Genomic DNA, 26,671 nt, shown 5'->3' on the forward strand with positions numbered 1-26,671 from the left:
TTCAGTCGAGTCTGCCGGTGTCGCTCTTGGCGCGAATCAGGTTTAACAGCAGGGTGTCGCGGGCGGATTCGAGATCTGCCGTACGGCGTTGACCAAGCTCCTCGGCCACGCCTTGCGCCACCTGCTGCTTCAGCTCGGCCGTCATCGATGGTGCGCCCAGGTCCTTCCACCAGTCCTCGATCGGCCCGCCCAGGTGCGCGAGCACATGCTCGATGCCGCCCGCGCCGCCCGACAGATGCAGGTTCATGAACGGCCCCATCACCGCCCAGCGCAGGCCGGGTCCGTGCGCGATGGCCGCGTCGATGTCGGCCACGCTGGCCACGCCCTGGTCGACCAGATGGAAGGCCTCGCGCCACAGCGCCGCCTGCAGCCGGTTCGCGATGTGGCCTTTCACCTCGCGCTTCACGTGGATCGGCCGCTTGCCGATGGCCGCGTAGAACGCCATCGTGCGCTCGATGACTTCGGCCGAGGTCTGCTCGCCGCCGATCACTTCCACCAGCGGGATCAGGTGCGGCGGATTGAACGGATGCCCCAGCACCACGCGTTGCGGGTGCGCACAGCCCGACTGCACGCCGCTGATCGCCAGGCCCGAGGAACTCGAGGCGAGGATGGTCTCGGGCGGCGCGGCCGCGTCCATGCGGCGGAACAGGTCGATCTTGAAATCCATGCGCTCGGGGCCGTTCTCCTGGACGAAGTCGGCCACCGAGACGGCGTCTTCCAGGCTGTCGTGGAAGCGCAGGCGGTCCACCGAGGCGCCCGGAGCCAGGCCGAAGCGCTCCAGCGTCGGCCAGTGCCGCGCCACGGCTTCGCGCAGCCTCTCTTCCGCGCCTGGCGAGGGGTCGGTCGCGTTCACGTCCAGCCCGTGCGCGAGGAAGTGCGCGACCCAGCTCGCGCCGATCACGCCGGTGCCGACCACCGCCACGCGTTTGATTTCCAACGAGGATGTGCTCATGTCGATTTCCACCGCGCGCAGCGGCTCTCCGCCTTCGTGGTCCATGCGGCCTCGCCGCGGATCGGCTCGACCACCTTGTAGTAGTCCCAGGGTTCCTTCGACTCGGCCGGCGCCTTCACCTGCATCAGGTGCATGTCGTGCACCATCAGCCCGTCGTCGCGCAGCCAGCCGCCCTTGACGAACATGTCATTGAACTTCGTCTTGCGCAACTGGGCCATCACCTTGTCGGCGTCGTCGCTGCCCGCGGCCTTCACCGCCTGCAGGTACTGCAGCGCGGCCGAGTAGTCGCCGGCATGGAAGGAGGAGGGCATGCGCTTGTGCTTGTCGAAGAAGCGGCGGGACCACTCGCGTGCCTCGGGGGTCTGGTTCCAGTACCAGCTGTCGGTGAGGTACATGCCCTGCGACGCCTTCAGGCCCAGCGCGTGCACGTCGTTGATGGTGATGATCATGCCCGCCAGCTTCATGTTCCTGGCGATGCCGAACTCCGCCGCCGACTTGATGGCATTGACCGTGTCGCCTCCCGCGTTGGCCAGCGCCAGCACCTGTGCCTTCGAGTTCTGCGCCTGCAGCATGAAGGAAGAGAAATCGCTCGCGCCCAGCGGGTGCTTGACCGAGCCGGCCACCGTGCCGCCGCTCGCCAGCACGGTCTTGGTCGCGTCGTTCTGCAGCGCGGCGCCGAAGGCGTAGTCGGCCGCCACGAAGTACCAGCTCTTGCCGCCGGCCTTGACCACCGCGCTCGCGGTGCCGCGCGCCATGGCCACCGTGTCGTAGGCGTAGTGCACCGTGTAGGGTGAGCAGTACTCGTTGGTGAGGCTGGACGCGCCCGAGCCCACCACGAAGTAGGGCTTCTTCTTGTCGGCCGCCACGCCCGCCATGGCGATGGCAGCGCCGGAATTGACGCCGCCGATCAGCATGTCGACCTTCTGCACGTCGAACCACTCGCGCGCCTTGGCGGCTGCGATGTCGGGCTTGTTCTGGTGGTCGGCCGTGACCAGCTCGATCTTCTTGCCGCCGATGGCGCCGCCCATGTCGGCGATCGCCATGCGGATGGCCTCGGCGCCGGCCGGGCCGTCGTAGTCGCGGTAGATGCCCGACATGTCGCTGATGAAGCCGATGCGGATCGTGTCGTCGGACACCTGGGCCGATGCGCCGGCGGCGAATGCCATGCCGATGGCAGTGGCGAGGGCGGTGCGGGAAAGAGTGCTCATGTGCTTGTCTCCGGTTGCTTTTTTCTTGTCGTGCGCCGTCAGCCCAGCGCGAACTCGGGCCTTGGCGTGCCCACCCGCGGCAGGCCCATCATCTGCCGCGCCTCGGCGGGCGTGGCCACTTCCATGTCGAGCTCGCGGATCACCCGCACGATGCGCTCGGTGAGCTGCACGTTGGTGGCCAGCTCGCCCTGGCGGAAGTAGAGGTTGTCTTCCAGGCCCACGCGCGCATGGCCGCCCAGCAGCAGCGCCGCCACGTTGGCCTCGAGCTGCGAGGGGCCGATGCCGCTCACGCAGAAGATGCTGCCCTTGGGCAGTGTGTCGACCATCATCTGCAGGAAGCGCGGCGAATACGGCATCGCGTTCTGGAAGTTGCGGTGCACGTTCATCACCAGGTTGATGAAGTAGGGCTCGTCGTCGTGGCCTTCGCCGATCAGCGTGGTCGTGTCCTGCAGGATGTGCGTGGGGCTGAACACCTCCCACTCGGGCTTGATGCCGCGCGCCTTCATGCCGGCGGCCAGTTCGCGCCCGCGGGTGATGGGCGTGTCCATCAGGATCTGCTTGCCCTCGAAGCTCAGGTTGAGCGTGGTGGCGTCGAGCGTGCACATCTCGGCGCCGGCGTCCATGCCCTTGATGCGCTCTTCCCACGCGATCTCCCAGCGATCGCCGGCCAGCGGCTTCACCATGTCGCCGTGCACGCCGCCGCCGGTGGAGTTGTTGATGACGATGTCGCAGCCGCCTGCGCGGATGCGGCTGTTGATGTCGCGGTACACCTCGGCGTCGCAGGTGGCACCGTCGTCCGGGCGGCGCGCGTGGATGGCGACCACGCTGGCGCCGGCGTTCCAGCAGCGCAGCACGTCGGCGGCGATCTCGGCGGGTTGGGTGGGGAGGTGGGGGTTCTGCGACTTGTGCGCCATGCCGCCGGTGGGGGCGATGGTCACGATCACTTTGCGCTTCGACATGCTCGGGGGCTCCTGGAGTCTTTCATGGGGGCGGGCAATTATTTTTTTGAACGCATTCGTACTCAGTCATCGCGACGACATTTGAGGGCAGGGTTTACCTGCGCCACCGGCTAAAGTCGCTCTTGCGCCATCGCGCGCTTCAAGGAGACCTCATGAAACTGCTGCCCATCCTCCTGGCCGCCTCGGCGGCATTGGCCTCGACCTGGACCGCCGCGCAACCGGCGCCGGCGCCCACCACCTGCGAGGCCAAGCGCGAGGCCATCGGCCGCGACATCGAGGAGGCCAAGGCCCGGGGCCAGAAGCAGCGCCTGCGCGGGCTCGAGAAAGCGCTCGCCGAAGTGCGCCGCAACTGCACCGAGGCGAAGCTGGCGGCAGAGCACCAGCGGCGCATCCGCGACCAGGAGCGCGAGGTGGCGAAACGCGAGCGCGACCTGCGCGATGCCAGACGCAACGGCGGCGCCGACAAGGTGGCCAGGCGCGAGGACAAACTGCGCGAGGCGCAGGCGGAACTGCAGCAGCTCAAGGGCGCGCAGTAGGCACGCAGGAACGCAGAACAAGAAGAGCAGAGAACACAGCAAGAAGGCGCGCGCCGCGCTGTCCGTTTTTTCATCCCATGCCCACGACCAAGCCGGCCCCCCGTTCGGCATCGCTGACGATCCCCCAACTGCTGCAAGGCTCGGCCTGGTTCCCGCTGCTCGACGTGAGCGCGGGCGAACGCGTGCTCGAGGAGATGCGCGAGGTCGAGGTGGCCGCCGGCGCCGCGCTGTGCCGGCGCGGCGACACGCCGATGCACTGGTACGGCACGCTCGAGGGCCTGCTCAAGTGGTCGATCACCTCAAGCGACGGGCGCTCCGTGACTTTCGGCGGGCTCTCGGTGGGCAGCTGGTTCGGCGAGGGCACGCTGCTGCGCGCGCTGCCGCGCTCGGCCGACATCATCGCGCTGCGGCCGAGCCGGGTGGCGGCGCTGCCGCTGGAAACCTTCGAGTGGCTGCACCGCACGCAGCGCGGCTTCGACCACTTCCTGCTGCAGCAGATCAACGAGCGGCTGCACTGGTTCATGGGCAACTACGCGGCGCACCGCCTGCTCGACACCGACAGCCAGGTGGCGCGCGCGCTGGCGGGGCTGTTCCACCCCTGGCTGCACCCGGGCAGCGAGCCGCACCTGCAGACCTCGCAGGAAGAGATCGCCAATCTCTCGGGCGTGTCGCGCCAGCGCTGCAACGCGGCGCTGAACCGGCTGAAGGAGGCGGGCTTCCTGCGCATCGAGTACGGAGGGATCACCGTGATCGACATCGAAGGGCTGCGGCGCTTCATCGAGTGAAAGGACTTGCTCCCTCTCCCTCTCCCGCTAGCGGGAGAGGGAGAGGGGACGACACCCGTTCAGCGCACGTGATGCGAAGGCGCCCGCTCGTACACCGGCGTGTCGATGCCTTCCATCCGCGCCTTCAGCTGCAGCGCCAGGAACTGCGAGTAGTGCCGCGACTGGTGCAGGTTGCCGCCGTGGAACCAGAGGTTGTCGACCTGCGTCGGCTTCCACATGTTGCGCAGCTCGCCTTCCCAGGGGCCCGGGTCCTTCGGCGTGTCGGAGCCCAGCCCCCAGCACTTGCCGACCTTGTCGGCGATCTCGGGCGAGATCAGGTCGGCGAGCCAGCCGTTCATCGAGCCGTAGCCGGTGGCGTACACCAGCAGGTCGGCTGGCAGCTCGGTGCCATCGGTCAGCGTTACGGAGCGCTCGTTCACCCGCTCGATGTTCACGCCGCTCTTCAGGTGGATGCTGCCGTTGGCCACCAGCTCCGACGCGCCCACGTCGATGTAGTAACCCGAGCCGCGTCGCAGGTACTTCATGAAGAGGCCGGAGCCGTCGGCACCGAAGTCGAGCAGGAAGCCAGCCTTTTCCAGCCGCGAGTACAGGTCGGCGTCGCGCTTCTTCATCTCCTCGTACACCGGGATGTGGAAGGTGTGCATGATCCTGTAGGGCACCGACGCGAAGATCAGGTCGGCCTTGTGGTGGTCGATGCCGCTCTTCACCGCCTGCTCGGAGTAGAGCCCGCCCAGCGCCAGCTCCATGAGCGACTGCGAGGGCGCGATGTGCGTCGACGAGCGCTGGATCATCGTCACGTCGGCGCCGTGCTCCCACAGCGCGGCGCAGATGTCGTGCGCCGAGTTGTTCGAGCCCAGCACCACGCACTTCTTGCCCGCGTAGGCCTCGGGCCCGGGGTGCTGGCTGGAGTGATGCTGGTCGCCCTTGAAGTTCTCGGCGCCCGCCACCTTCGGCAGGTTCGGATAGCCCGACACGCCCAGCGCGAACACCAGCTGCCTCGGCCGCAGCACCACCGGCTTGCCCTCGCGCTCGACCGTCACCTCCCAGCGTTGCGAGGCTTCGTCGAAGTGTGCCTTCTTCGCGATGGTGGAGCTCCAGTAGTTGAGCTCCATGATCTTCGTGTACATCTCCAGCCAGTCGCCGATCTTGTCCTTGGGCGCGAACACCGGCCAGTCGTCGGGGAAGGGCATGTAGGGCAGGTGGTCGTACCAGACCGGGTCGTGCAGGCACAGCGACTTGTAGCGCTTGCGCCATGAGTCGCCGGCCTTCGCGTTGCGCTCCACGATGATGGTCGGCACGCCCAGCCGCCGCAGCCGCGCCCCCAGCGCGATGCCGCCCTGGCCGCCGCCGATGATCACCACCTCGGGCTGCTCGGTGTAGCCGAGCGCGGCTTCTTCGTCGCGGCGCTTTTCCAGCCAGTTCTTGCGACCCTTGTGCACCCCGTGCTCCGCCCCCTTGATGCGGTTGTCGCCCGTCTTCTCCTCGAAGCCCTTGAGCTCGGTCATGGTGGTGAGCAGGGTCCAGGCCTTGCCGTTGCGAAGCCGCAGGTGGCCCCGGCCGCGCGCCACGCGCGTCTCGAAGCTGAACCAAGCGTCGACCACGCCGTCGGCCTCTGTCGCCTCGCCTTCCACCGCGAAGGCCGTGGGCTGCGTGTCGGCCAGCCGCGCCCGCAACATCTCGCGGATGGCCTCGGGCCCTTCCTGCGTGCGGATGTTCCAGGTGAAGGCGACGAGGTCGCGCCAGAAGCTGTCGGGCTCGAACAGCGAGACGGCCGCGTCGATGTCGCCGCGCGCGAGGGCAGCGGCGAAGTCGGCGAGCCATTGGGCGGCGGCCTTGGTCGGGCCGGTGGTCGGGTCTGTCATTGCATGTCTCCGTAGCGTCGTTGATGGATGCGCGGCACGGCAGGCGCGGCGCGATGCCGGCTGCGCAGCTTCCGTGCCGCGGTGCCGGTGACGGCGGATCAAGCACTTGGCGGTGTTTTTGTCGCAGCGGTCGCACGCCGTCTCGGCGCGGATGAGACGGTCTTGCGACGGATTTGCGACGCAGCAAGGCCGGACACCAGAATTTGAGCATCGTATAAACTTGAACGACGTTCAAATTTCGAGGGCAAGAACTTGCCAGCACCCGAACTCCCAGGCCGCCGCGAACGCCGGCGCGCCCAGACGCTCGACCACGTGGCCGCCATCGCCATGCGCCTCTTCGAGTCGCAGGGCTACGACGCCACCACCATGGAGCAGATCGCCCAGCAGTCGGACCTTGCCAAGGGCACGCTCTACAACCACTTCCCGACCAAGGACGCGATCCTCGCGCACTGGGTGCATCTGAAGCTCGCGGACGACACCCGGCGCCTGCATGCGGCCATCGACTGGCAGGCGGGCTTCGGCGAGCAGCTTTCCCGCCTGCTCGAGGAGTCGGCGGAATGGACAGGGCAGCACCGCGACTACCTGCTCGACTATTTCCGCTTCCGCTTTCTCAACATCGAGAGCGAGCTCCAGGGTGGCGGCGCGGAGAGCGGCAACGGCGACGACCTCCCGCGCGATCTCATCGGCCTCTTCGACGCACTGATCGCGGCGGCCCAGAAGAACGGCACCCTGCGCACCGACGTCTCGTCCGCGCACCTTGCCTCGCTGCTGCATCACCTGTACTTCGGCGCGCTGATGCGCTGGCTCACGCTGCCCGGGCTGGTGTTGCGCGAGGAGTTCGAGGTGATCGCCGATCTCTTCATCGCCGGCGCGCAGGCAGGCAAGGATGCGAAGGCCGCGCGGAGGAGGCCGCAGTCATGAAGATCGCCGTCGTCACCTACGGCACCGAGGGCGACGCGCGCCCGCTCGCCGCACTATGCCGTGCGCTCGACGACGCGGGCCACGGCTCGGTGCTGCTGGCGGACGCCTCCACGCTCGACGCGGCGCAGCGGCTGGGTGTGCGCTCCCAGGCGCTGGCCGGCGACATCCAGGGCACGCTGGCGAACGTGATCGCGCTCGGCGATCGACCGGCCGCGGCCATGAAGGCGCTGGCCGACATCGCCAACACCAATGCCACGGCGTGGCTGCGCCAGACCATCGAGGCGGCGAGCGGCTGCGACGCGATCGTGTGTTCCGGCCTCGGTGCATTCACCGGCCTCTCGGCGGCCGAGGCGCTGCGCGTGCCGGCCATCGGGGCGGGCATGTTCCCGCTCACGCCTACTTCGGCCTTCGCTTCGCCGTTCCTGCCGCCTGCCAGGGTGCCGCGCCTGCTGCGCCGCATGAGCCACCATTTCATCAACGCGATGCTCTGGCGCGCCTTCCGACCGGCGATCAACGCCGCGCGCGCGGAGGTTGCCAGGCTGCCGCCGCGGCGCGCGATGTGGAACACGCACCCGATGCTCTACGGCGTTTCCCCGAGCCTCGTGCCACGGCCGACCGATTGGCCCGACAACGCCATGGTCTGCGGCCAATGGATTCCGCCCGCGCAGGATTGGCAGGCGCCGTCCGCGTTGAAAGCCTTTCTGGCTGCGGGCGAGCCGCCGGTGTACGTGGGCTTCGGCAGCATGACGGGCTTCGACAGGCAGCGATTGCGTACAGCGGTGATCGACGGCGTCGCCGGCCGCCGCGCTCTGCTGCATCCCGGCTGGGGCGGCATGGACACGCAGGGGCTGCCTTCCAACTTCCATGTGGTGGGTGACACGCCGCACGACTGGCTGTTCCCGCGCACCGCGCTGGTGGTGCATCACGGCGGCTCGGGCACCAGCCATTCGGCTGCGCGAGCCGGCGTGCCTTCGGTTGTCGTGCCCTTCGCGGGCGACCAGCCCTTCTGGGCGCACCGGCTGGCCGAGGCCGGCGTCGCGCCTCCGGCAGTGGTGGGTGCGCGCCTGCACGCGGACGATCTCGCGCGCGGCATTGCCTTCGCGGAAGGTGAGCAGGCGCGCGCACGGGCCAGGGCGCTGGGCGAACGGATGCGCGCGGAAGACGGCCTCGGGCAGGCCGTCGCCGCGATCGAGCGCTTCGTGCCTGCCGCGACCTGAGACTGTCGCAGCTACCCGCGGCGCGGCACCACGATGCCCAGCCGCTTCATGTGACGGTAGGCGGTCGCGCGGCTCATGCCGAGCTCGTCGGCCGCGCGCGCCACATGCCAGCGGTGGCGCTTCAGCGCGTCGAGCAGTCGCCCGGCTTCGGCGGCAACGTCTTCATCTGGCTCCGTGTCGCTGACCGTGTTCGCGCGCGGCTGCAGTTGCAGGTCCTGCGCGCTCACGCTCGCGCCGGTGCAAAGCGCCAGCGCGAGCCGCAGCACGTTGCGTAGCTCCCGCAGGTTGCCCGGCCAGTCGTGCGCCAGCAGCCTTTGCATCGCCTCTTCCGACAGCCGTGCCGGCGAAGGCATCGCCGCGGCCTCCTCGTTGAACATGCCCTCGATCAGGTAGCGCATGTCGCCGCGCGCGCGCAGCGGCGGCAGCTTCAGCACCGCGCCGCACAGGCGGTAGTAGAGGTCTTCGCGGAAACGTCCCGAGGCCACCAGCCCGGGCAGGTGCCGGTGCGTGGCCGCCACCACCGCGATGTCCACGCGCTGCGGCGATTCGGCGCCCAGCGGCAGCACCTCGCCTTCGGAGAGCACGCGCAGCAGCCGCGTCTGCAAAGCCATCGGCATGTCGCCGATCTCGTCGAGGAACAGCGTGCCCCGGTCGGCCTGCGCGATCAGGCCCTTCATGCCCTTGGCGCGGCCGCCGGTGAAGCTGCCGGGCGTGTAGCCGAACAGCTCGCTCTCGATCAGCGAATCGGGAATGGCCGCGCAGTTCACCGCCACGAAAGGCATCGCCGCGCGGCTGCTCGCACCGTGCAGCGCGCGCGCCAGCACTTCCTTGCCGCTGCCTGTCTCGCCTTCGACGAGCACGTGGATGCCGCGATCCACGAGGCGACGTGCCTGCGCCAGCAGCTTCTGCATCTGCGGGTCGTCGCCCGCGATGCGTTCCAGCGGCGGCAGGCGGTCGCTGGGGCGTGGGGCCGGCGTCGCGGATGCCGGGGCGGCGGCGCGCCGCACGCGCGGCGCCAGCAGCGACGCGTGGTACTCACCCCCGCCGGGCAGCAGCACCGTGTGGGCGAAGGGCATGGCCGATGCACCGCCGTTGCCGATGCGCCAGATCGCATCCATCGGCATGTGCAGCCATTCGGATACCGGGCCGCCCGGCGGGCGCCCGGCGAAAGCCTGCCGCGCGCCGCCATTCGCGCCCACCACCGTACCGCCTTCGTCGAAGGCCAGCATCACCTCGCCCGCCACGTCGACCAGGCCGAAGGCGCTGCCCAGTCGCAGGATCCAGTGCCCGCGAAAGGCGCGCAGGAAGTCGGCGTCCTCGATCATTCGCGCGTAGATGGCCACCAGGTGCCGCACGAGATGCTGGCTCTCCTTGGCCTCGGGCGAGCGCAGCGCCGACACGTCGAGCACGGCCGTGAGCTTGCCGCTGTGGTCGAACAGCGGCGCGGTGGTGCAGGTCAGAGCGATGTGCGTGGCGTCGAAGTGCTCGGTCTGGTGGCAGGTCATCGGCTGGCGCTCGACCAGGCAGGTGCCCACGCCGCAGGTGCCCGCGTGCGCCTCGTTCCAGTCGGCACCGAGGTAGAGGCCGGCCTTGCGCAGCTGGTCGTCCCACGCGGGGTTGCCGATGTAGTCGACGGTGATGCCTTCCGCGTCGGTCAGCAGCACCATGTATCCCAGGTCGGCCACGCGGCGGTAGATGTCTTCCATGCCCGAGCGCGCGGCGCGCAGGAAGTGCTCCAGCTGCTGCTGGTGCGCGCGCACCTCCTGCGCCGGAAGGATGCGCGCCGGGCTCGGCTTCGACGGATCGAGCCCGTGGTCGCGCACGCATCGCGCCCACGACTTGTGGACCAGGCTCCGGGCCGGATCGGCCAGCGCCGCGCCGGTGGCGATGGAATAGACGTTGTCGATGTGACGCGATTGCAGGGACGTCATGCGCAGCCTCGCGAGTGGATGGGCACGGCCACGCCGAGGCCGTGCAGCCAAGCATCATTCGGCTGTCGCACTGTCGCAGCACAGAGGTGAAACCCGGTGGTGGAACCCTTCGGTTACGCTTCCTGACGATTACCTGTTTCAGCTACTGAGGAAGTTCGCGCATGTCACTGATCCTGCTGGAGGGCTACACCGTCGACGAAGTGCTTCAATTGCCAAATGAAGAGCTTCAGGGCATCGTTCTGAGAGATGAGCCGCTCGTATTCAAGGCAGGTAGTGCCAACATGCTTGGCCGGTTCAAGGTGGATGGCGACGCGTTGATCATGGAGCTTGCGCACATTGATGGCGGTGGAGAAGGGGCGTTGCCGAGCGTGGCATCACTGGCCAACCGCTATGCCAGGCGTGAGGGCCTGGCTTTCATCGAATGGCGGGTTCATGCGGTGCATTGTGCGAACCCCAACCTCAAGCTTCGGCGTGTCTTGGAGAGACGAGGCTTCGTTGTGCGCACCATCCCGGGGACGGGGGAGTGCTATTGGTTGCGAGCGCCAGTCGATGCTGCCTCGCAAGTGATCTATTGAATCGACAGTTGATATGGCGTCGCCGGAATCCATCCATCAGCTTCTTACCGTGGCAGCGAGATTGCTCGACAGTGCGGCTTCCGAGATACGGGACGCCAAGCTCGAACCCGTGCGTGAAAACATAGGACAAATCGGCGAGATCCTTGCCAGGATATTCGAGATCGAACAGCAGATATACCTGCTTCGACCTGAGCTGAAGCCGGCCTATCTGAACTCGCCTTCACCATATCCGGAGTCCAACAGGCTGCTGACGCGCTTCATGTTCGAAGCGTGCCAGCTCGAAGATGCAGGGGAGTTCGGACGGGCCATCGAAAAGTACGAAGAGTATCTGTTGCTCGAAGAGTCAACACATCACCGCGAAATTGCCGAAGCGGAGATACGAAGGCTCTCGGAAAAAAATGACGACTGACTCTCGAGCATCCCGGTACTGGTCTTCAGACACCGAGCAGTTCTTCCAGCGCGTGCGCATCGGCCAGCAGGTCGGCCGATGCGCCGTGCCGCACGATCTGTCCCTTCTCCATCACCCCTATTAGATAGAGGCACGCGCCCGCTCAGCGGCAGGCGAAGCTCTCGGCCTTGGTCACGTCGCCGCCCAGGTAGGCGATCTTCTTCGGATAGGTGCACAGCGGCCGCGCGAGCGACTTGTCGGCGTTCTGCATCACCATGCTGTCGGGCGCGATGCCCTTCTCGACCCAGTCGGTCAGTGCCGTGAACAGCTGGTTCTGCGCCGGCAGCGGCGGGTTGGCCGTGGGGCTCGTGCCCGCGAGGCCATTGACCGAGCCCACTCCCGCGCAGTGGCCCATCGCCGGAATCTCCACGTAGCGGTAGAACTTCTGCAGTGCATCGATGCCGCCCATCGCCTTGGCCGCGCGCTCGTAATAGTTGGCGGTGCCCGAGTTCGGGATCAGCTGGTCGGCGAGCCCGTGGTACGTCAGCAGCTTGGCGCCGCGGTCGCGGAAGCGCGCGAGGTCGGGGTTGTCGGCGTTGATGTTCGCGAAGGCCGTCTGCAGCGCCTTGCCGCGGTCGCTCGCGTTGGCGAGCTGCGCGTACGAGAGGCCCTTCCACTTGTCCGCGCCGTTGCCGGTGGCGTTGATGAAATCCGGGGTGGCCAGCGTAGGGTCCTGCAGGTTGAGCGCCACCTGGTGCGCGGCGATGTGGAAGGGGGCGGGCACGCCGCCCACCGAGTCGGCCAGCGAGAAGCCCGGGGCGCCGGGGCTGTTGAGCGCGGTGCCGCGGGTGAGGCCGTACCAGAGCTGGTTCGACGCCAGCGTGGCGCCGTAGCCGATGTCGCTGGCGGGCGCCGGTGCGCTGCCGTCGCGCGTCTGGCCGTACCAGATCTTGTTGACGGCCTGAGCCTGCGCCGTGCTCAGGCATGCGGCGGTGGCGTTGGTGCCGCCGCTGGTCGTGCACAGCACGGCCGCGTCCTGCGCGGGGTCGTACTTGCAGGCGGCGGGGTCGCTGATGAAGCCATCGTGCTGGCCGGTGAGCGTGCTGTCGCAGGCGCTCACCGCCGACGAGGACACCAGCGCCAGCTGGTCGGGCGTGAGCGGCGTGCCGCCGAGGTCGCGCTGCATCACGACCTGCGGATAGAGCTCGGCGGTGATGAAGCTGGTCCAGTTGATCGCGCTGTTGCCGGCCAGGATGCCGTCGAAGTCGTCCGGGTTCACCTGCGCCTGCATGTGGCCCTGGCGGCCGCCGGTGGAGCAGCCGTCCCAGTAGGCGTACTTCGCGTCGCGCTGGTAGAAGCCGGCCGCGAGTGCCTTGGCCTTGACGGCCATCTGGTGGATGCCGCGGCTCGCGAAGTCGGTCCACAGCGTGGTGTTGATGGTGCCGTCGGGGTTCATCGCGAACGAGCCGTCGACCGACGGCAACGGGGCCTTCGACGCATGGCCCGCGTCGGTCACCGCGCTCACCGAGCCTTCACCGGCTGCGATCGCGGCGGCGTTCGCACCGCCGATCTGAGTCTTCGTGCTGATGCCCGCATCGCCCACGAAGCCACCGCCGCCGAGCACGCGGATGCGGTTGTTCCACGAGGCCTGCGAAGGCAGCCACACCTCGATGCCGATGCCCGGCGAGGTCGAGGGCGCATCGGCCGGACCGGCGTGGCCTGGTCCGACGTTGAGCTTGACCATGCAGACGTCGCTGGTCGCCACCGTGCCCGAGGCCTTGCCGTCGAGGTTCAGGTCGTCGCCTTTGCGGAACTGCTTCACCACCGTCACGGTGGTGTCGGCATCGGGCTTGAACGCGGTCTTCAGGCTCTCGTCGCAGGCCAGCGCCACCAGTGCGGCGGCAGGCGGCGCGGGTGCAGGAACGAAGGGCAGCACGGCGGGGCCGGACGAACTGCTGCCGCCGCATGCGGTGAGCACGGCCGCTGCTGCGAGGCTCAGGCAGAGGGCGGTCGCCGCGCGGGCGGCTGGCGTGGGTGTTGGCATCTTCTCGTCTCCTGTTATGTAGAGACATGAATTTGCCCGCGCCCTCCGCCGCGGTATATCGACATGCGATCACCGCTTGCAGGATTCCTTCACCCCTCACCGGGACTTACCCGCGCCGCGCGCGTGCCGGCGTGGTGCCCACCATCTGGCGGAACACCTGCGTGAAGTGCGCCTGGCTCGAGAAGCCCACGGCCTGCGCGATCTCCGCGAGCGACAGGCTGCCGCCCAGCAGCGAAAGCGCATGGCGCACGCGCTGCTCCATCACGTAGCGGTAAGGCGTCGAGCCCGTGCTGGCGCGAAAGAGCCTGGTGAAGTGCACCGCGCTCATGTGCAGCTCGGCCGCAAGTTCGTCGATGCCGAAGTCTTCCGACAGGTGCTGCATGACCCAGTCGTACACCCTGCGCAGGTCGCTCTGCGAGAGCCGTCCGCGCGGACGCCGCGTGTTGCCCGTTGCGCCGTAGCGGTTCTGCAGGTAGCTCGCGAGTGCCATCGAGAGGCCCTGCGCATGCAGGCGGCCCGAGCTGCAGCCGCGCTCCACCTCGTCGCGCATGGCGATGACGAGCGCCGACAGCGTCGCGTCGGTGGTCGAGAGGTGCGTCTGCAGGTGCAGCTCGCCGTCGCCCTCGGGCATGAGGCTGCGCAGCGCCTCGGGCCTTATCTCGAGCACGATCGTCTCGGTGAGCTCGCCGCTCCACGTCGCGCGGTCGACCTCGTAGCCCTGCTCGAAGATGAACATGCCGCCGGCGTGCGCCTCGAAGGAGTGGACGCGCCGCCCCCGCGTCATCGCGCCCTTCACATGGCCGCGCACGCACAGGCCGATCAGCGGATGCGGGTTGTAGCAGGCCGGGTTCTCGCCATCGCCCGACATCGCGCGCACCTCCAGCGCGAAGCCCTGCCACGAGGTGGCCTGCGCATTCATCAGCATCCTGCCGTCGAAGGGCAGGGGCTTGCCCGAGGCGTCGAGGAGGCTGATCTCGCGCGTCATGGCGAGGCCTACACGCCGAGCAGTTCCTCCAGCGCGTGCGGCTCGGCCAGCAGGTCCGCCGATGCGCCGTGCCGCACGATCTGCCCTTTTTCCATCACCACCGCGAGGTCGGTGTGCGCGAGCACCTTGCGGTAGTCGCGGTCGACGATCAGCGTGGCGATGCCGGTGGCGCGGATCTCGCCGATCACGCGCCAGATCTCGGCCACGATCAGCGGCGCGAGGCCTTCGGTGGCCTCGTCGAGGATCAGCAGGCGCGGGTTGGTCATGAGCGCGCGGCCGATGGACAGCATCTGCTGCTCGCCGCCCGAGAGCTGCTGGCCGCCGTTCGACAGGCGCTCGGCCAGGCGCGGGAAGGTGGCCATCACGCGGTCGAAGGTCCATTCGCGCCGGCCGTCGATGCCCGCGCGCTCGCTCATCACGAGGTTCTCGCGCACCGACAGGTTCGGGAAGATGCCGCGCCCCTCGGGCACGTAGCCGATGCCCAGGCGCGCCATCTTCTCGGGCGGCAGGCCGGTGACGGTGCGGCCGTCGACCTGCACTTCGCCGGAGGCGGGGCGCACGTAGCCCATCATGGTGCGGATCAGCGTGGTCTTGCCCATGCCGTTGCGCCCGAGCAGGCCGACCGAGGTGGCCGCCGGAATGCCGGCATGAACGCCGCGCAGGATGTGGCTGTTGCCGTAGTAGGTGTTGAGGTCGCGCACTATCAGCATGTCAGTGATCCTCCCCCAGGTAGGCGGTGCGTACTTCGGGGTTCTCGCGGATCTCGGTCGGGTTGCCCGTGGCGATGACGGTGCCGTTCACCATCACCGTGATGCGGTCGGCGATGCGGAACACGGCGTCCATGTCGTGCTCCACCAGCAGGATCGCGTGCGTGGCCTTCAGCCGCGCGAGCAGCGTGAGCATGCGGTCGGTTTCCTCGGCGCCCATGCCGGCGAGCGGCTCGTCGAGCAGCAGCACGCGCGGGTTGGTGGCGAGGCACATCGCCACTTCGAGCTGTCGCTGCGCGCCGTGGCTCATGGTGCCGGCGACGCGCTGCGCCTCGTGCGCGAGGCCGGCGGCTTCCAGCGCCGCGTCGGCCGAGGCGCTGCTGGTGGCGCAGCCTTGCGACGACTGCCAGAAGGCCCAGGGCTTCGGCGTCGCGGCCTGCGCGGCGAGCCGGCAGTTCTCGTGCACGCTGAACTCCGGGAAGATGGTCGTGCGCTGGTAGCTGCGGCCCACGCCGTCGCGCGCGCGCTTCCATTGCGCGCGGGCGGTGATGTCGGTGCCGGCCAGCGTGATGCGGCCCTCGCTGGCCTCGATCTCGCCCGAGAGCATGTTGATGAGCGTCGACTTGCCGGCGCCGTTGGTGCCGATCACGGCGTGGACCTCGCCCACGTGCAGGTCGAGCGTGACCGCGTTGACGGCGGTGAGGCCGCCGAAGCGGCGCGTGAGTTTTTCGACGGAGAGAAGTGCGCTCATGATCTTGCTCCTTCCCCCTTTGGGGGAAGGTTGGGATGGGGGCAGGCAGGGCGCTCGATGGAGGCGCCGCGTGCCCCCACCCCGGCCCTCCCCCAGCGGGGGAGGGAGGAAGTCATCGTGCAAGTCATGCAGCCCCCTTCGGCGACAGGCGCTGAACCAGGCCGATCAGGCCCTTGGGCAGCAGTGCCACGAACACGATGATCGTGAGGCCCAGCGTCAGCTGCCAGTGGTCGGCCAGCGGGCCCATCACGGCATGTGTGGAGAAGATCTCCTTCAGCAGCGTGAACGCCACCGCGCCGATGACCGCGCCGCGCAGGTGGCCGAGGCCGCCGAGGATCACCATCAGCAGCACTTCGCCCGAGTTGTGCCAGGCCATCAGCTCCGGGTTGACCACGCCGTCGCGCGAGGCCAGCAGGAAGCCGGCGAGCCCGGCCAGCGCACCGGCCAGCACGAATGCCGCGAGCTTGTAGCCGTACACCGCGAAGCCGGCGGCGCGCATGCGCTGCTCGTTCACGCGGATGCCGGCCAGCGCCGCGCCGAAGCGCGAGCGCCGGATGAGCGCCAGCAGCGCGTAGGTGAACACCAGCGAGCCCAGCACCACGTAGAACAGCACCGTGCGGTTCTCCATGTCGAGCGCGCCGATGGCGGGCCGCACGTACATGTAGATGCCATCGCTGCCGCCGCCCACCTTGGTGTCGTGGAACACGAAGAAGGCCATCTGCGCGAAGGCCAGCGTCACCATGATGAAGTACACGCCGCGCGTGCGCAGGCTCAGCGCGCCGACGAAAAGGGCATAGAGCCCGGCCGCGCCCATGGCCGCCGGCAGCAGCAGCGCGAAGTTGCCGCCTTCGTTGCCCGAGGCCAGCACGGTGACGTAGGCACCGATGCCGTAGAACGCCGCATGGCCCAGGCTCACGAGGCCGGTCATGCCCACCAGCAGCTCCAGGCTCAGCGCGAAGATCGACAGGATCATCACCTTCACGATGAAGTCCGATGCGTAGTTGCCCATGAACGGGCCGGCGACGCCGATGGCGATCGCGCAGGCCACGGGCAGGAGGAATGCTCCCTTCTTCATGGCTGTCATGGCCGCCTCCCCATCAGCCCCTCGGGCTTCCAGATCAGCACGATGGCCATCAGAAGGTAGATACCGATGCCGCTCAAGTCGGCGAAGAACACCTTGCCGAAAGTGTCGACGAAGCCCACCAGCAGCGAGGCCACCAGCGCGCCGGTGATGGAGCCGATGCCGCCGATCACCACCAGCACGAAGCAGATGATGAGAACGCTCGCGCCCATGTTGGGATACACCGAGGACATCGGCGCGGCGATCATGCCGGCCAGCGCCGCGAGCGCCACGCCCGCGGCGAACACGATGCGGTAGAGCCGCTTCACGTCGATGCCGAGGCCGCGCACCATGTCGCGGTTGCTCGCGCCGGCGCGGATCATCATGCCCAGTCGCGTGCGGTTGACCACCCAGTACAGCCCCACCGCTAGCACGATGCAGGCGGCCGAGGCGAAGAGCCGGTACCACGGATAGCTCATGACGCTGCCCAGCGCGAAGCTGCCGTCGAGCCACGCGGGCACCTTCACGCCGTGCACGTCGTTGCCCACGAGGATGGAGCGCAGTTCCTCGAACACCAGGATCAGGCCGTAGGTCATGAGCACCTGCTGCAGGTGGTCACGCTGGTAGAGGTAGCTGAAGAAGGCCCATTCGAGCAGGTAGCCGAAGACGGCCGCCAGCACCACGCCGGCCACCAGCATCAGCAAAAACTGATCGCCGAAGACAGGCGCGAGCGAGAACGCCATGTACGCGCCGATCATGTAGAAGCTCCCGTGGGCGAGGTTGATGACGCCCATGATCCCGAAGATCAGCGTCAGCCCCGAGGCCACGAGGAAGAGCAGGAGTCCGTACTGAACCGAGTTCAGACACTGGACCAGGAAGGTTCCGAAATCCACGTGGAGGTTCTCTCTGGGCGGGATCGTTGTTCAATGGGAGTGCATTGCGCGTGACACCGCGGAACCGGCTTGGCCGGGCCGCAGGTGTCGCCCCCTGCAAGGGGGTTGGCGCAGCACACGAAGTGAGCGAAGCCTGGGGGTGAGCCTTACATCCTGCAGCCGCGAGCGGGGTCGGCCAAGCCCTTGATGGCGGTGCTCACCAGCTTGTTCTCCTTGCCGTCGACCTTGCGCAGGTAGATGTCCTGCACCGGGTTGTGGGCCTTGCTCACGGTGAAGGTGCCGCGCGGGCTGTCGATCTTGGCCTTCTCGACGGCGGCCGCGAACTCGGCCTTCTTCGAGATGTCGCCCTTGGTGGCGTTCAGGCCCATGCCCAGCATCTGTGCCGCGTCGTAGCCTTGCACGGCATACACGTCGGGCTGCAGCTTGAACGACTTGGCGTACGCCACGCGGAAGGCGTTATCGCGCGCGGTGTTCAGGCCGTCGGCGTAGTGCAGCGTGGTGAGCATGCCCTGGGCCGATTCGCCCTGCGCGTCGAGCGTGCCGTCGGTCAGGAAGCCGGGGCCGTACAGCGGAATGGTCTTGTTCAGGCCGGCGGCCTGGTAGTCCTTGACGAACTTCACCGCGCCGCCGCCCGCGAAGAAGGCGTACACCGCATCGGGCTTGGCCGCCGCGATCTCGGTCAGCAGCGCCTGGAACTCCACGTTGGGGAAGGGCAGGGTGAGCTGCTTGTCGACCTTGCCGCCGTTCTTCTCGAAGCCTTCCTTGAAGCCGTTGACCGACTCGTCGCCGGCCGCGTACTTCCAGGTGATGGTCATCGCCTTCTTCTTGCCCTGCTGCTTGGCCGCCACTTCGCCCATGGCGTAGGCCGGCTGCCAGTTGCTGAACGAGCTGCGGAAGATGTTGGGCGCGCACATCGGGCCCGTGACGGCGTCGGCGCCGGCGTTGGGCACGATCAGCACGGTGCCGCTTTCCTTGGCGGCCTTGGCCATGGCCATCGCCACGCCGGAGTGCACGGTGCCGACGATCACGTCGACGTTGTCGCGCTTGATGAGCTTGTTGACGTTGTCGGTGGCCTTGGCGGGGTCGGACTCGTCGTCGACCTTGAAGTACTCGATCTCGCGGCCGGCGAGCTTGCCGCCCTGTTCGTCGACGTAGAGCTTGAAGCCGTTCTCGATGGCCACGCCCAGTGCGGTGTAGGTGCCGCTGTAGGGCAGCATCAGGCCGACCTTGAGCTTGCCTGTGCCCTGGGCCGCAGCGGCCGTCGCCAGCGAGGCGAATGCGATGGCCGTGAGGGCCAGGCGGATGGTCGAGGCGGTGCGAATGGTCATGATGTCTCTCTCCGGTTTTTGGTGATGAAGGAAGTGGCCGCGACGATGACACGATCCGGCTGATCGCGATGCGGGGAATGCCCGCATTCAGGGATTTCGAGCAGCTCGCAACCACTGACGCGCGCGGCGATGCCGCGGATCTGCGCGAGGGTGCCGTACTCGTCGTCGATGCCCTGCACGGCGAGCACGGGGCAGCGGATGGCGTCGAGTTCTTTCTCGATGTTCCAGTCGCGAAATGGCGGGTGCAGCCAGATGCGGTTCCAGCCCCAGAAGGCCGAGTCGGCGCTGTCGTGGTAGCGGCCCAGCTTCTGCGGCAGGTCGGTGCCGAGGTAGGCGGTGCGCGCGTTCTCGATGTTCGCGACGGTCACGTCCTCCACGAAGATGTGCGGCGCCAGCACGACGAGACCGGCCACCTTGTCCGGAAAGCGCGAGGCGTACAGCAGCGAGATCGAGCCGCCGTCGCTGTGGCCGAAGAGCCAGGGCTTCTCGTGGCCGAGCCCGAGCGCGGCGAACAGGGCGGGCAGCACTTCGTGCGCCTGGCGGTGCATGAAGTCGACGCCCCAGATCTCGTCCTCGGCACGCGGCGTCGAGCGGCCGTAGCCCGGGCGCGAGAACACGAGGCCGCGCACGCCGGCGGCTTCGCACAGCCGCGCGGGGAAGTCCTTCCACATCGCGACGGAGCCCAGGCCCTCGTGCAGGAACACGACGAGCGGTGCATCGCCGCGCTCGGGCGCGATCCACTGGCACTCGATGCGCACCTCGCGGCCGCGCCAACCAATGGTGGCGAACGCGGGCGCGCTCATGCCTGCTTTTCCTTCTCGCGCAGGCGGAAGCGCTGGATCTTGCCCGTGGCGGTCTTCGGCAGCTCGCCCACGAATTCCAGGAAGCGCGGGTACTTGTACGGCGCCAGGCGTTCCTTGACGAAGGCCTTCAGCTCTTCCTCGGTGGCCGCGCTGCCGTCCTTCAGTACCACGAAGGCCTTGGTCTTGGTCAGGCCGTCGGCGTCTTCCTTGCCGATCACCGCCGCCTCGAGCACGGCGGGGTGCTGCATCAGCGTGGCCTCGACCTCGAAGGGCGAGACGTAGATGCCGCTGACCTTGAGCATGTCGTCGCTGCGCCCGGCGTAGGTGTAGTAGCCGTCGGCGTCGCGGGTGTACTTGTCGCCGCTCTTGGTCCAGCCGCCCTGGAAGGTCTCGCGCGACTTCTCGCGGTTGCTCCAGTACATCAGCGCCGAGCTGGGGCCGCGGATGTAGAGGTCGCCCACCTCGCCGTCGGGCACGGGGCGGCCGTCCTCGCCGCGCAGCTCGACCTCGTAGCCTTCCACCGGCCGGCCGGTGGTGCCGTAGCGCACGTCGCCGGGGCGGTTGGAGATGAAGATGTGCAGCATCTCCGTGGAGCCGATGCCGTCGATGATCTCGCAGCCGAAGTGCTGCTTGAAGCGCTGCGCGATCTCGCCCGGCAGCGCCTCGCCGGCCGAGGAGCACATGCGCAGTGCCACCGCTTCGCGCGCAGGCAGCTTCGGCGAGGCGAGCATGCCGGCGAAGCCGGTGGGGGCGCCGAAGAACACGGTGGGCCGCATCGGCGCCGGGCCGCCCCAAGCCGATGCAGCCCCCTCGGGGGGCAGGCGCGAAGCGCCTTGGGGGCCCGTATCTCCGACCCAGCGCCGGAAGGTGGCGTCGGGCGTGGGGCGCTCGGCCATCAGCACCACGGTGGCGCCCACCGAGAGCGGGAAGGTCAGCGCGTTGCCCAGGCCGTAGGCGAAGTACATCTTGGCGGCCGAGAAGCAGACGTCGTCCTCGGTCAGTGCGAGCACCGGCTTGCCGTAGAGTTCTGCTGTCCACCACAGGTTGGCGTGCGTGTGGACCGTGCCCTTGGGCTTGCCGGTGGAGCCGGACGAATACAGCCAGAAGCCCGGGTCGTCGGATGCGGTCGTCACCGGCGACGCCAGCGGCTCTGCGGCGGCGAGCGCTGCGTCGAACTCCTGCGCACCCTCGGGTAGCGCCCCGGTGGGCTGCGACACGAACAGCGCGCGCACCTCGTGCCCGCCGCGCGACATCGCCTCCTGCAGCGTGGGCAGCAGCGCGCCCGAGACCAGCGCGGCCTGAGCGCGGCTGTGGTCGAGCATGTAGGCGTAGTCGTCGGACGTGAGCAGCGTGTTGACCGCCACCGGCACCACGCCGGCATAGAGGCAGCCCAGGAAGCTCACGGGCCAGTCGTTGCCGTCGAGCATCAGCAGCAGCACGCGCTCCTCGCGCCGGATGCCGGCGGCCTGCAGGGCAGCGGCCAGCCGGCGCGAGCGGTCTTCGAGCTGGCCGTAGCTCAGCGTGCCGCGGTCGTCGATGTAGGCGGGGCGCGCGGCGCGCTCGCGGTTGAGGTCGAACAGATGTCCGGCGAAGTTGAATCGTGGGGGCAGTGTCATGGTCTTGTCTCCTTCGGCCGTGTTTCTTCTTCTAGAGGCCGAGCGCGGCGAGGACGCCGGGGCTTGCCTGCACCGCCGCGCGGCGGTGATAGAAATCGAGCGCGCGCAGTCCGCCCAGCTCGGCGCCGCCGCCCGCGCGGCCGGGGCCGCCGTGCAGCGACATCGGCATCACGTTGCCGTGGCCGGTGTGGGCCTGCGCCACCTCGGGCGTGATGACGTGCACGCGGCCGTGGCTCGGCGCTACGGCGAGCGCGGCCTGCGCCAGCGCCGCGTCGTCGCTTCCATATAGAGAGGTGACGAGCGAGCCCTGGCCGCGGTGGGCGAGCGCGATGCCGTGTGCGAGGTCGCGGTATGGCAGCAGCGTGGCGACGGGGCCGAACACTTCGACGTCGTGCACGCGCTGCGCGGCGTCGGCGTCGCGCGCGCCCAGCAGCACGGGGGCGATGCAGGCGGCCACGGCCGGGTCGGCGTCGACCAGGGGCTTGTCGCGGCCGTCGTGCAGCACGGTAGTCTGCGCGGCCAGCGCGTCCAGCCCCTCGCGCACCGAGTCCAGTTGCGCGCGGCTCACCAGCGAACCCATGCGCACGCTCTCGTTGCGCGGATTGCCGACGCTGATGCCAGCGAGCTTCGCGCCGATGGCCTCGGCCGCCGCGTCGTACAGCTCAGCGGGAACCAGGACGCGACGGATGGCGGTGCACTTCTGGCCCGACTTCACCGTCATCTCGCGCACCACTTCGCGCACGAGCAGGTTGAAGGCATCGCTGCCGGGTTCGGTGCCGGGCAGGAGCAGGGCGCTGTTGAGGCTGTCGGCCTCGATGTTCACGCGCACCGAGCGCTGGGCCACGGCCGGGTGCGAGCGGATCACCGCCGCCGTCTCGGCCGAGCCGGTGAACGAGGCCACGTCGAAGGGCTGCAGCGCATCCATCAAACCGGCCGAGCTGCCGCAGACGATGGAGAGCGCGCCGGCGGGCAGCACGCCCGCGTCGACCACGTCCTTCACCATGCGCTGCGTGAGCCAGGCGGTGGCGGTGGCAGGCTTCACGATCACCGGCACGCCCGACAGCAGCGCGGGCGCGGCCTTCTCCCACAGGCCCCACGAGGGGAAATTGAAGGCGTTGATGAAGAGCGCCACGCCCTGCGTCGGCACCTGCAGGTGCTGCGACTGGAACACCGGCTCCTTGCCGAGCTTCACCGCGTCGCCGTCGCGCAGCGCGCGCACGTCGCCGAGCGCGTCGCCCCACTTGGCGTACTGGCCGAGCGTGAAGATCGCGCCGTCGATGTCCACGGCCGAATCGTTCTTCACCGTGCCCGAGTTCGCGGTGGCGATCTCGTAGTAGGCGTCGCGGTTAGCCTGCAGCACCTTCACGACGGCCGCGAGCAGCCCCGCGCGCTGGCGGTAGGTGAGGGCGCGCAGCGCATTGCCGCCCTGTTCGCGTGCGAAGGCGAAGGCGGCGGGAAGGTCGAGGCCGGTGGCATCGACGCGCGCGAGTTCGGTGCCCAGCACCGGGTCGAACAGGGGAGTGCCGGCGCCCGTTCCGCTTTGCCAGCGGCCGGCGACGTAGTTGGAAAGAAGCTCGGTCATTCGATGGGTCTCAACGTGGGCAGATTCGGGGAACACCGCGGAACCGGCTTTGCCGGGCCGCTGGTGTTGCCCCCGGCGAGGGGGTTGGCGGCCACACGAAGTGGGCAAGCCTGGGGGAGTGCGTCATACGGTGAACTTGATCTGCCCCTCGGGCAGTAGGTAAAGGACGAGCGCGCGGCCCTTGGCCACGGTCGGGCGGTGCGCGGTGCCGGGGCCGTAGACGCACCAGCCCGCGGGCCGGCCGTCGAAGGTGGCGGCTGCGCCGTCGAGCGGCATGATCAGATCGATCTCGCCGTTGGGATGCGTGTGGTGCGGGCCGGCGATGTCCTGCATTTCGACCACGTCGACCGAGAAGCGGTGCAGGGCGTCCTCGGCCTTGAAGACGCGGCCGTACTTGATGCCGCCGCCTTCGCGCTCGCAGAGCCAGCCTTCGGCGACGCCGCCGATGCAAGCCCGGCGCAGTCGATCGAAGCTGGCGCTGCCGGCGCCGTGGTTGGCGTTGAGCCACCGGTCCAGCTCGCCGTCGAGCGGCTTGCCGGCAATTTCGGCGGTCAGGCCGGCGATCAGCTGGTGGAATGCTTCCTTGCCGGAGGCGGGAGTGCTGCTGCTGTCGGACATCGTGGGGCCTCGAACTTTGGAACTACCTTGCAGGATCACTGTGTGTGCAGTATCTTGCGTGTGGCCGAACAATAAGCATCGAGACAATGAGTGTCAAGCAATATAGTGCATCTATGGTGTTTACCCTGAGCGAGCACAATCCCGGCGAAGAACGAGGAATTGCATGAATGAGCATGTAGACGCGGCGCTGGCCGCCGCGCTGGAAGGCGGCAATGGCGGCAACGGTGCTGCGCCCGCCGGGGAGGCGAAGAATCCGCTGCTCGCGGCGCTGGGCGACCGCGTGCGCAACCTGCGTGCGCAGCGCGGCCTCACGCGCAAGGCGGTGGCCATCGCGGCCGACGTGTCGGAGCGCCACCTCGCTAATCTCGAATACGGCATCGGCAACGCGTCGATCCTGGTGCTGCAGCAGGTGGCCGGCGCGCTGCACTGCTCGCTGGCCGAGTTGGTGGGCGACGTGACCACCAGTTCGCCCGAGTGGCTGCTGATCCGCGAACTGCTCGAGAACCGCAGCGAAGCCGACCTGCGCCGCGTGCGCGTGGCGATCGGCGAACTGCTGGGCACCGCCTCGGTCGACCCGGCGCGGCACCGGCGCATCGCGCTCGTTGGGCTGCGCGGCGCGGGCAAGTCGACGCTGGGCCAGATGCTGGCCGAGGACCTGGAGATTCCCTTCATCGAGCTGAGCCGCGAGATCGAGAAGCTCGCGGGCTGCAGCGTGCGCGAGATCCACGACCTGTACGGCACCAACGCCTACCGCCGCTACGAGCGCCGCGCGCTGGAAGAGGCGGTGCAGATCTACAGCGAGGTGGTGATCGCCACGCCCGGCGGCATCGTCTCCGACCCGGCCACCTTCAACGAGCTGCTCGCGCACTGCACCACCGTGTGGCTGCAGGCCGCGCCAGAGGAGCACATGGGCCGCGTGGCCGCCCAGGGCGACACCCGCCCGATGGCCGCCAGCAAGGAGGCAATGGAAGACCTGCGCCGCATCCTGAACGGCCGCGCCGCCTTCTATTCGAAGGCCGACCTGTCGGTGGACACCAGCGGCAAGACCCTGTCGCAGAGCTTCCAGGCACTCCGGGCGGTCGCCCGGCAGTCCATGGGGCTGGTCTAGGCACCCTCCGGGCTTCTGAAATCTGAAAAAAAGTGCAGCAGGCATTGACTTGCCTGTTTGCATGCAGCATGATGCATGTCATCGGAGCAGGAAAGTGCATTATCTTTCCTGTTCACGGTTTCCGAACACTGCCCCACAGGAGACTTCCGCATGACCGACACCACCACGCTCCAGGCGCCCCAGCGCGTCGACTACCGCACCGAACCCGGCCAGTACCGCCACTGGTCGCTGAGCTTCGACGGCGCCATCGCGCGCCTCGTGCTCGACATCGCGGAAGACGGCGGCATCCGCCCCGGCTACAAGCTCAAGCTCAACAGCTACGACCTGGGCGTGGACGTGGAGCTCAACGACGCGCTCAACCGCGTGCGCTTCGAGCACCCCGAGGTGCGCAGCGTGATCGTCACCAGCGGCAAGGACCGCATCTTCTGCTCGGGCGCCAACATCTTCATGCTGGGCGTCTCCACCCATGCCTGGAAGGTCAACTTCTGCAAGTTCACCAACGAGACGCGCAATGGAATCGAAGACTCCTCGAAGCACTCGGGCCTGAAGTTCCTCGCGGCCGTGAACGGCGCCTGCGCGGGCGGCGGCTACGAGCTGGCGCTGGCCTGCGACGAGATCCTGCTGGTGGACGACCGCTCCTCCGCCGTGTCGCTGCCCGAAGTGCCCCTGCTGGGCGTGCTGCCCGGCACCGGCGGCCTGACCCGCGTGACCGACAAGCGCCACGTGCGCCATGACCTCGCTGACATCTTCTGCACCAGCGTCGAAGGCGTGCGCGGACAGCGCGCTGTCGAATGGCGCCTGGTCGACGCCGTGGCCAAGCCCGCGCAGTTCGCCGCCGCCGTGCAGGAGCGCGCCTCGCAGCTCGCCGCCGGCAGCGACCGCCCCGCCAACGGCAAGGGCGTGGCGCTGACGCGCATCGAGCGCACCGACAGCGCCGACGGCATTTCGTATGCGAACGTCAATGTGCAGATCGACCGCAGCAAGCGCACCGCCACCATCACGGTGAAGGCGCCCACCGGCGCGCAGCCGGCCGACATCGCCGCCATCGAGGCGGCGGGCGCCGCATGGTGGCCGCTCGCGATGTGCCGTGAGCTCGACGACGCCATCCTCAACCTGCGCACCAACGAGCTCGACGTCGGCACCTGGCTGCTCAAGACCGAGGGCGACGCCGCCGCCGTGCTCGCGTCGGACGCGGTGATGCTCGCCAACAAGGACCACTGGCTGGTGCGCGAAACCATCGGCGCGCTGCGTCGCACGCTGGCTCGCCTCGACGTGTCTTCGCGCAGCCTGTTCGCGCTGGTGGACGCCGGCTCGTGCTTCGCCGGCACGCTGGCCGAGCTGGCCTTCGCGGCCGACCGCACCTACATGCTCGCACTGCCCGACGACGCCGCGCGTGCGCCCAAGCTCACGCTGGACGAATTCAACTTCGGCTTCTTCCCGATGGTGAACGACCAGAGCCGCCTGCAACGCCGCTTCTATGAAGAGGCCGCGCCGCTGGAAGCCGCGCGCGCCGCCGCCGGCAAGGCGCTCGACGCCGACGAGGCGCTGAAGCTGGGCCTGGTGACCGCCGCGCCCGACGATATCGACTGGGACGACGAGATCCGCATCGCCATCGAGGAGCGCGCCGCGATGTCGCCCGACTCGCTCACCGGCCTGGAAGCCAACCTGCGCTTCGCGAGCAAGGAGAACATGGTCACCCGCATCTTCGGCCGCCTCTCGGCCTGGCAGAACTGGATCTTCAACCGCCCCAACGCCGTCGGCGAGAAGGGCGCGCTGAAGGTCTACGGCACCGGCCAGAAGGCTGGCTTCGACCTGAACCGCGTTTGAACTGGCAGTCCGCAC

Annotated in this window: 24 protein-coding genes; 8 read left to right on the forward strand and 16 right to left on the reverse strand. The window is 68.5% G+C overall.

Features of this window, described 5'->3' with window-relative positions; translation table 11 throughout:
* Position 1: 1 nt before the first annotated feature.
* Genes ABL840_RS00485 through ABL840_RS00495 form a run of 3 tightly spaced genes read right to left on the reverse strand, consistent with a single transcriptional unit; the run spans position 2 to position 3,119 of the window.
* Positions 2-952: a 3-hydroxyacyl-CoA dehydrogenase NAD-binding domain-containing protein gene (locus ABL840_RS00485; RefSeq protein WP_093300586.1), complete on the reverse strand. Its 951-nt coding sequence runs from the start codon at positions 950-952 to the stop codon at positions 2-4.
* Positions 949-2,160: an ABC transporter substrate-binding protein gene (locus tag ABL840_RS00490; protein WP_093300428.1), complete on the reverse strand. Its 1,212-nt coding sequence runs from the start codon at positions 2,158-2,160 to the stop codon at positions 949-951. Before ABL840_RS00490 ends, ABL840_RS00485 begins: the two co-directional genes overlap by 4 nt.
* A gap of 38 nt (positions 2,161-2,198) precedes the next feature.
* On the reverse strand, positions 2,199-3,119 hold the full coding sequence (locus tag ABL840_RS00495) for a 3-keto-5-aminohexanoate cleavage protein (RefSeq protein ID WP_093195730.1): 921 nt from the start codon (positions 3,117-3,119) through the stop codon (positions 2,199-2,201).
* A gap of 152 nt (positions 3,120-3,271) precedes the next feature.
* Between ABL840_RS00495 and ABL840_RS00500 the strand changes: the two genes are divergently transcribed.
* Together ABL840_RS00500 and ABL840_RS00505 are read left to right on the forward strand one after the other, a co-directional pair.
* A complete protein-coding gene (locus ABL840_RS00500; protein WP_093195729.1) occupies positions 3,272-3,655 on the forward strand; it encodes a DUF1090 domain-containing protein in 384 nt (127 codons plus the stop codon).
* A gap of 77 nt (positions 3,656-3,732) precedes the next feature.
* Entirely contained in the window at positions 3,733-4,440 is a 708-nt protein-coding gene (locus tag ABL840_RS00505; RefSeq protein ID WP_093300429.1) for a Crp/Fnr family transcriptional regulator, read from the forward strand.
* 59 nt (positions 4,441-4,499) lie between these two features.
* Here ABL840_RS00505 and ABL840_RS00510 read toward each other — a convergent pair whose 3' ends face one another.
* Positions 4,500-6,302 carry an NAD(P)/FAD-dependent oxidoreductase gene (locus ABL840_RS00510; protein WP_093300431.1) on the reverse strand — a complete coding sequence of 601 codons (1,803 nt, stop codon included), beginning with the start codon at positions 6,300-6,302 and terminating at the stop codon, positions 4,500-4,502.
* 252 nt (positions 6,303-6,554) lie between these two features.
* Here ABL840_RS00510 and ABL840_RS00515 point away from each other — a divergent pair, with 252 nt between their 5' ends.
* Positions 6,555-7,223 (forward strand): TetR/AcrR family transcriptional regulator, encoded by a 669-nt coding sequence (locus ABL840_RS00515; protein WP_093429311.1) that lies wholly within the window; start codon positions 6,555-6,557, stop codon positions 7,221-7,223.
* On the forward strand, positions 7,220-8,440 hold the full coding sequence (locus ABL840_RS00520) for a glycosyltransferase (RefSeq protein WP_093300434.1): 1,221 nt from the start codon (positions 7,220-7,222) through the stop codon (positions 8,438-8,440). Before ABL840_RS00515 ends, ABL840_RS00520 begins: the two co-directional genes overlap by 4 nt.
* Positions 8,441-8,451: 11 nt before the next feature.
* Here the strand turns inward: ABL840_RS00520 and ABL840_RS00525 are convergent, their stop codons facing one another.
* Positions 8,452-10,371 carry a sigma-54-dependent Fis family transcriptional regulator gene (locus ABL840_RS00525; RefSeq protein ID WP_093300435.1) on the reverse strand — a complete coding sequence of 640 codons (1,920 nt, stop codon included), beginning with the start codon at positions 10,369-10,371 and terminating at the stop codon, positions 8,452-8,454.
* A 161-nt stretch (positions 10,372-10,532) separates the two neighbouring features.
* On the opposite strand from ABL840_RS00525, the gene ABL840_RS00530 reads away from it, so the two are divergent.
* The gene (locus ABL840_RS00530) at positions 10,533-10,946 is read left to right on the forward strand and encodes a hypothetical protein (RefSeq protein WP_093300437.1); all 414 of its coding nucleotides are present in this window, start codon (positions 10,533-10,535) and stop codon (positions 10,944-10,946) included.
* Between the two features lie 13 nt (positions 10,947-10,959).
* The gene (locus ABL840_RS00535) at positions 10,960-11,355 is read left to right on the forward strand and encodes a hypothetical protein (RefSeq protein WP_093300438.1); all 396 of its coding nucleotides are present in this window, start codon (positions 10,960-10,962) and stop codon (positions 11,353-11,355) included.
* Between the two features lie 142 nt (positions 11,356-11,497).
* On the opposite strand, the gene ABL840_RS00540 is transcribed toward ABL840_RS00535, so the two are convergent.
* The 11 genes from ABL840_RS00540 to ABL840_RS00590 all read right to left on the reverse strand — a co-directional run bounded on the left by ABL840_RS00540 (position 11,498) and on the right by ABL840_RS00590 (position 23,721).
* A complete protein-coding gene (locus ABL840_RS00540) occupies positions 11,498-13,378 on the reverse strand; it encodes a tannase/feruloyl esterase family alpha/beta hydrolase (protein WP_093300440.1) in 1,881 nt (626 codons plus the stop codon).
* A gap of 106 nt (positions 13,379-13,484) precedes the next feature.
* A complete protein-coding gene (locus ABL840_RS00545; protein ID WP_093300441.1) occupies positions 13,485-14,363 on the reverse strand; it encodes a helix-turn-helix domain-containing protein in 879 nt (292 codons plus the stop codon).
* Positions 14,364-14,371: 8 nt separating this feature from the next.
* Positions 14,372-15,073: an ABC transporter ATP-binding protein gene (locus ABL840_RS00550; protein WP_093195719.1), complete on the reverse strand. Its 702-nt coding sequence runs from the start codon at positions 15,071-15,073 to the stop codon at positions 14,372-14,374.
* A 1-nt stretch (position 15,074) separates the two neighbouring features.
* Positions 15,075-15,821 carry an ABC transporter ATP-binding protein gene (locus ABL840_RS00555; RefSeq protein WP_093300443.1) on the reverse strand — a complete coding sequence of 249 codons (747 nt, stop codon included), beginning with the start codon at positions 15,819-15,821 and terminating at the stop codon, positions 15,075-15,077.
* A 124-nt stretch (positions 15,822-15,945) separates the two neighbouring features.
* Positions 15,946-16,905, reverse strand: coding sequence for a branched-chain amino acid ABC transporter permease (locus ABL840_RS00560; RefSeq protein WP_093300444.1), 960 nt, complete (start codon positions 16,903-16,905; stop codon positions 15,946-15,948).
* Positions 16,902-17,774 (reverse strand): branched-chain amino acid ABC transporter permease, encoded by an 873-nt coding sequence (locus ABL840_RS00565; RefSeq protein WP_093195716.1) that lies wholly within the window; start codon positions 17,772-17,774, stop codon positions 16,902-16,904. The genes ABL840_RS00560 and ABL840_RS00565 overlap by 4 nt, the downstream gene beginning before the upstream one ends.
* 146 nt (positions 17,775-17,920) lie before the next feature.
* Complete coding sequence (locus tag ABL840_RS00570) at positions 17,921-19,102, reverse strand: ABC transporter substrate-binding protein (RefSeq protein WP_093300446.1); 1,182 nt, start codon at positions 19,100-19,102, stop codon at positions 17,921-17,923.
* Positions 19,099-19,905 carry an alpha/beta fold hydrolase gene (locus ABL840_RS00575; RefSeq protein ID WP_093300447.1) on the reverse strand — a complete coding sequence of 269 codons (807 nt, stop codon included), beginning with the start codon at positions 19,903-19,905 and terminating at the stop codon, positions 19,099-19,101. The genes ABL840_RS00570 and ABL840_RS00575 overlap by 4 nt, the downstream gene beginning before the upstream one ends.
* A complete protein-coding gene (locus ABL840_RS00580) occupies positions 19,902-21,521 on the reverse strand; it encodes a benzoate-CoA ligase family protein (protein ID WP_093300449.1) in 1,620 nt (539 codons plus the stop codon). Before ABL840_RS00580 ends, ABL840_RS00575 begins: the two co-directional genes overlap by 4 nt.
* A 31-nt stretch (positions 21,522-21,552) precedes the next feature.
* Positions 21,553-23,103, reverse strand: a complete 1,551-nt coding sequence (locus ABL840_RS00585; protein ID WP_093300450.1) for a 3,4-dehydroadipyl-CoA semialdehyde dehydrogenase — start codon at positions 23,101-23,103, stop codon at positions 21,553-21,555.
* 123 nt (positions 23,104-23,226) lie between these two features.
* Positions 23,227-23,721, reverse strand: coding sequence for a DUF4863 family protein (locus ABL840_RS00590; RefSeq protein ID WP_093300452.1), 495 nt, complete (start codon positions 23,719-23,721; stop codon positions 23,227-23,229).
* 163 nt (positions 23,722-23,884) lie between these two features.
* Here ABL840_RS00590 and ABL840_RS00595 point away from each other — a divergent pair, with 163 nt between their 5' ends.
* Together ABL840_RS00595 and boxC are read left to right on the forward strand one after the other, a co-directional pair.
* A complete protein-coding gene (locus tag ABL840_RS00595; protein ID WP_093300453.1) occupies positions 23,885-24,829 on the forward strand; it encodes a helix-turn-helix transcriptional regulator in 945 nt (314 codons plus the stop codon).
* A gap of 150 nt (positions 24,830-24,979) precedes the next feature.
* Positions 24,980-26,656: a 2,3-epoxybenzoyl-CoA dihydrolase gene (gene boxC, locus ABL840_RS00600; protein WP_093300455.1), complete on the forward strand. Its 1,677-nt coding sequence runs from the start codon at positions 24,980-24,982 to the stop codon at positions 26,654-26,656.
* The last annotated feature ends 15 nt before the right edge of the window (positions 26,657-26,671 follow it).

The sequence above is a fragment of the Variovorax sp. NFACC27 genome (assembly GCF_048301545.1).
GTDB classification, from domain to species: Bacteria; Pseudomonadota; Gammaproteobacteria; order Burkholderiales; family Burkholderiaceae_C; genus Variovorax; species Variovorax gossypii.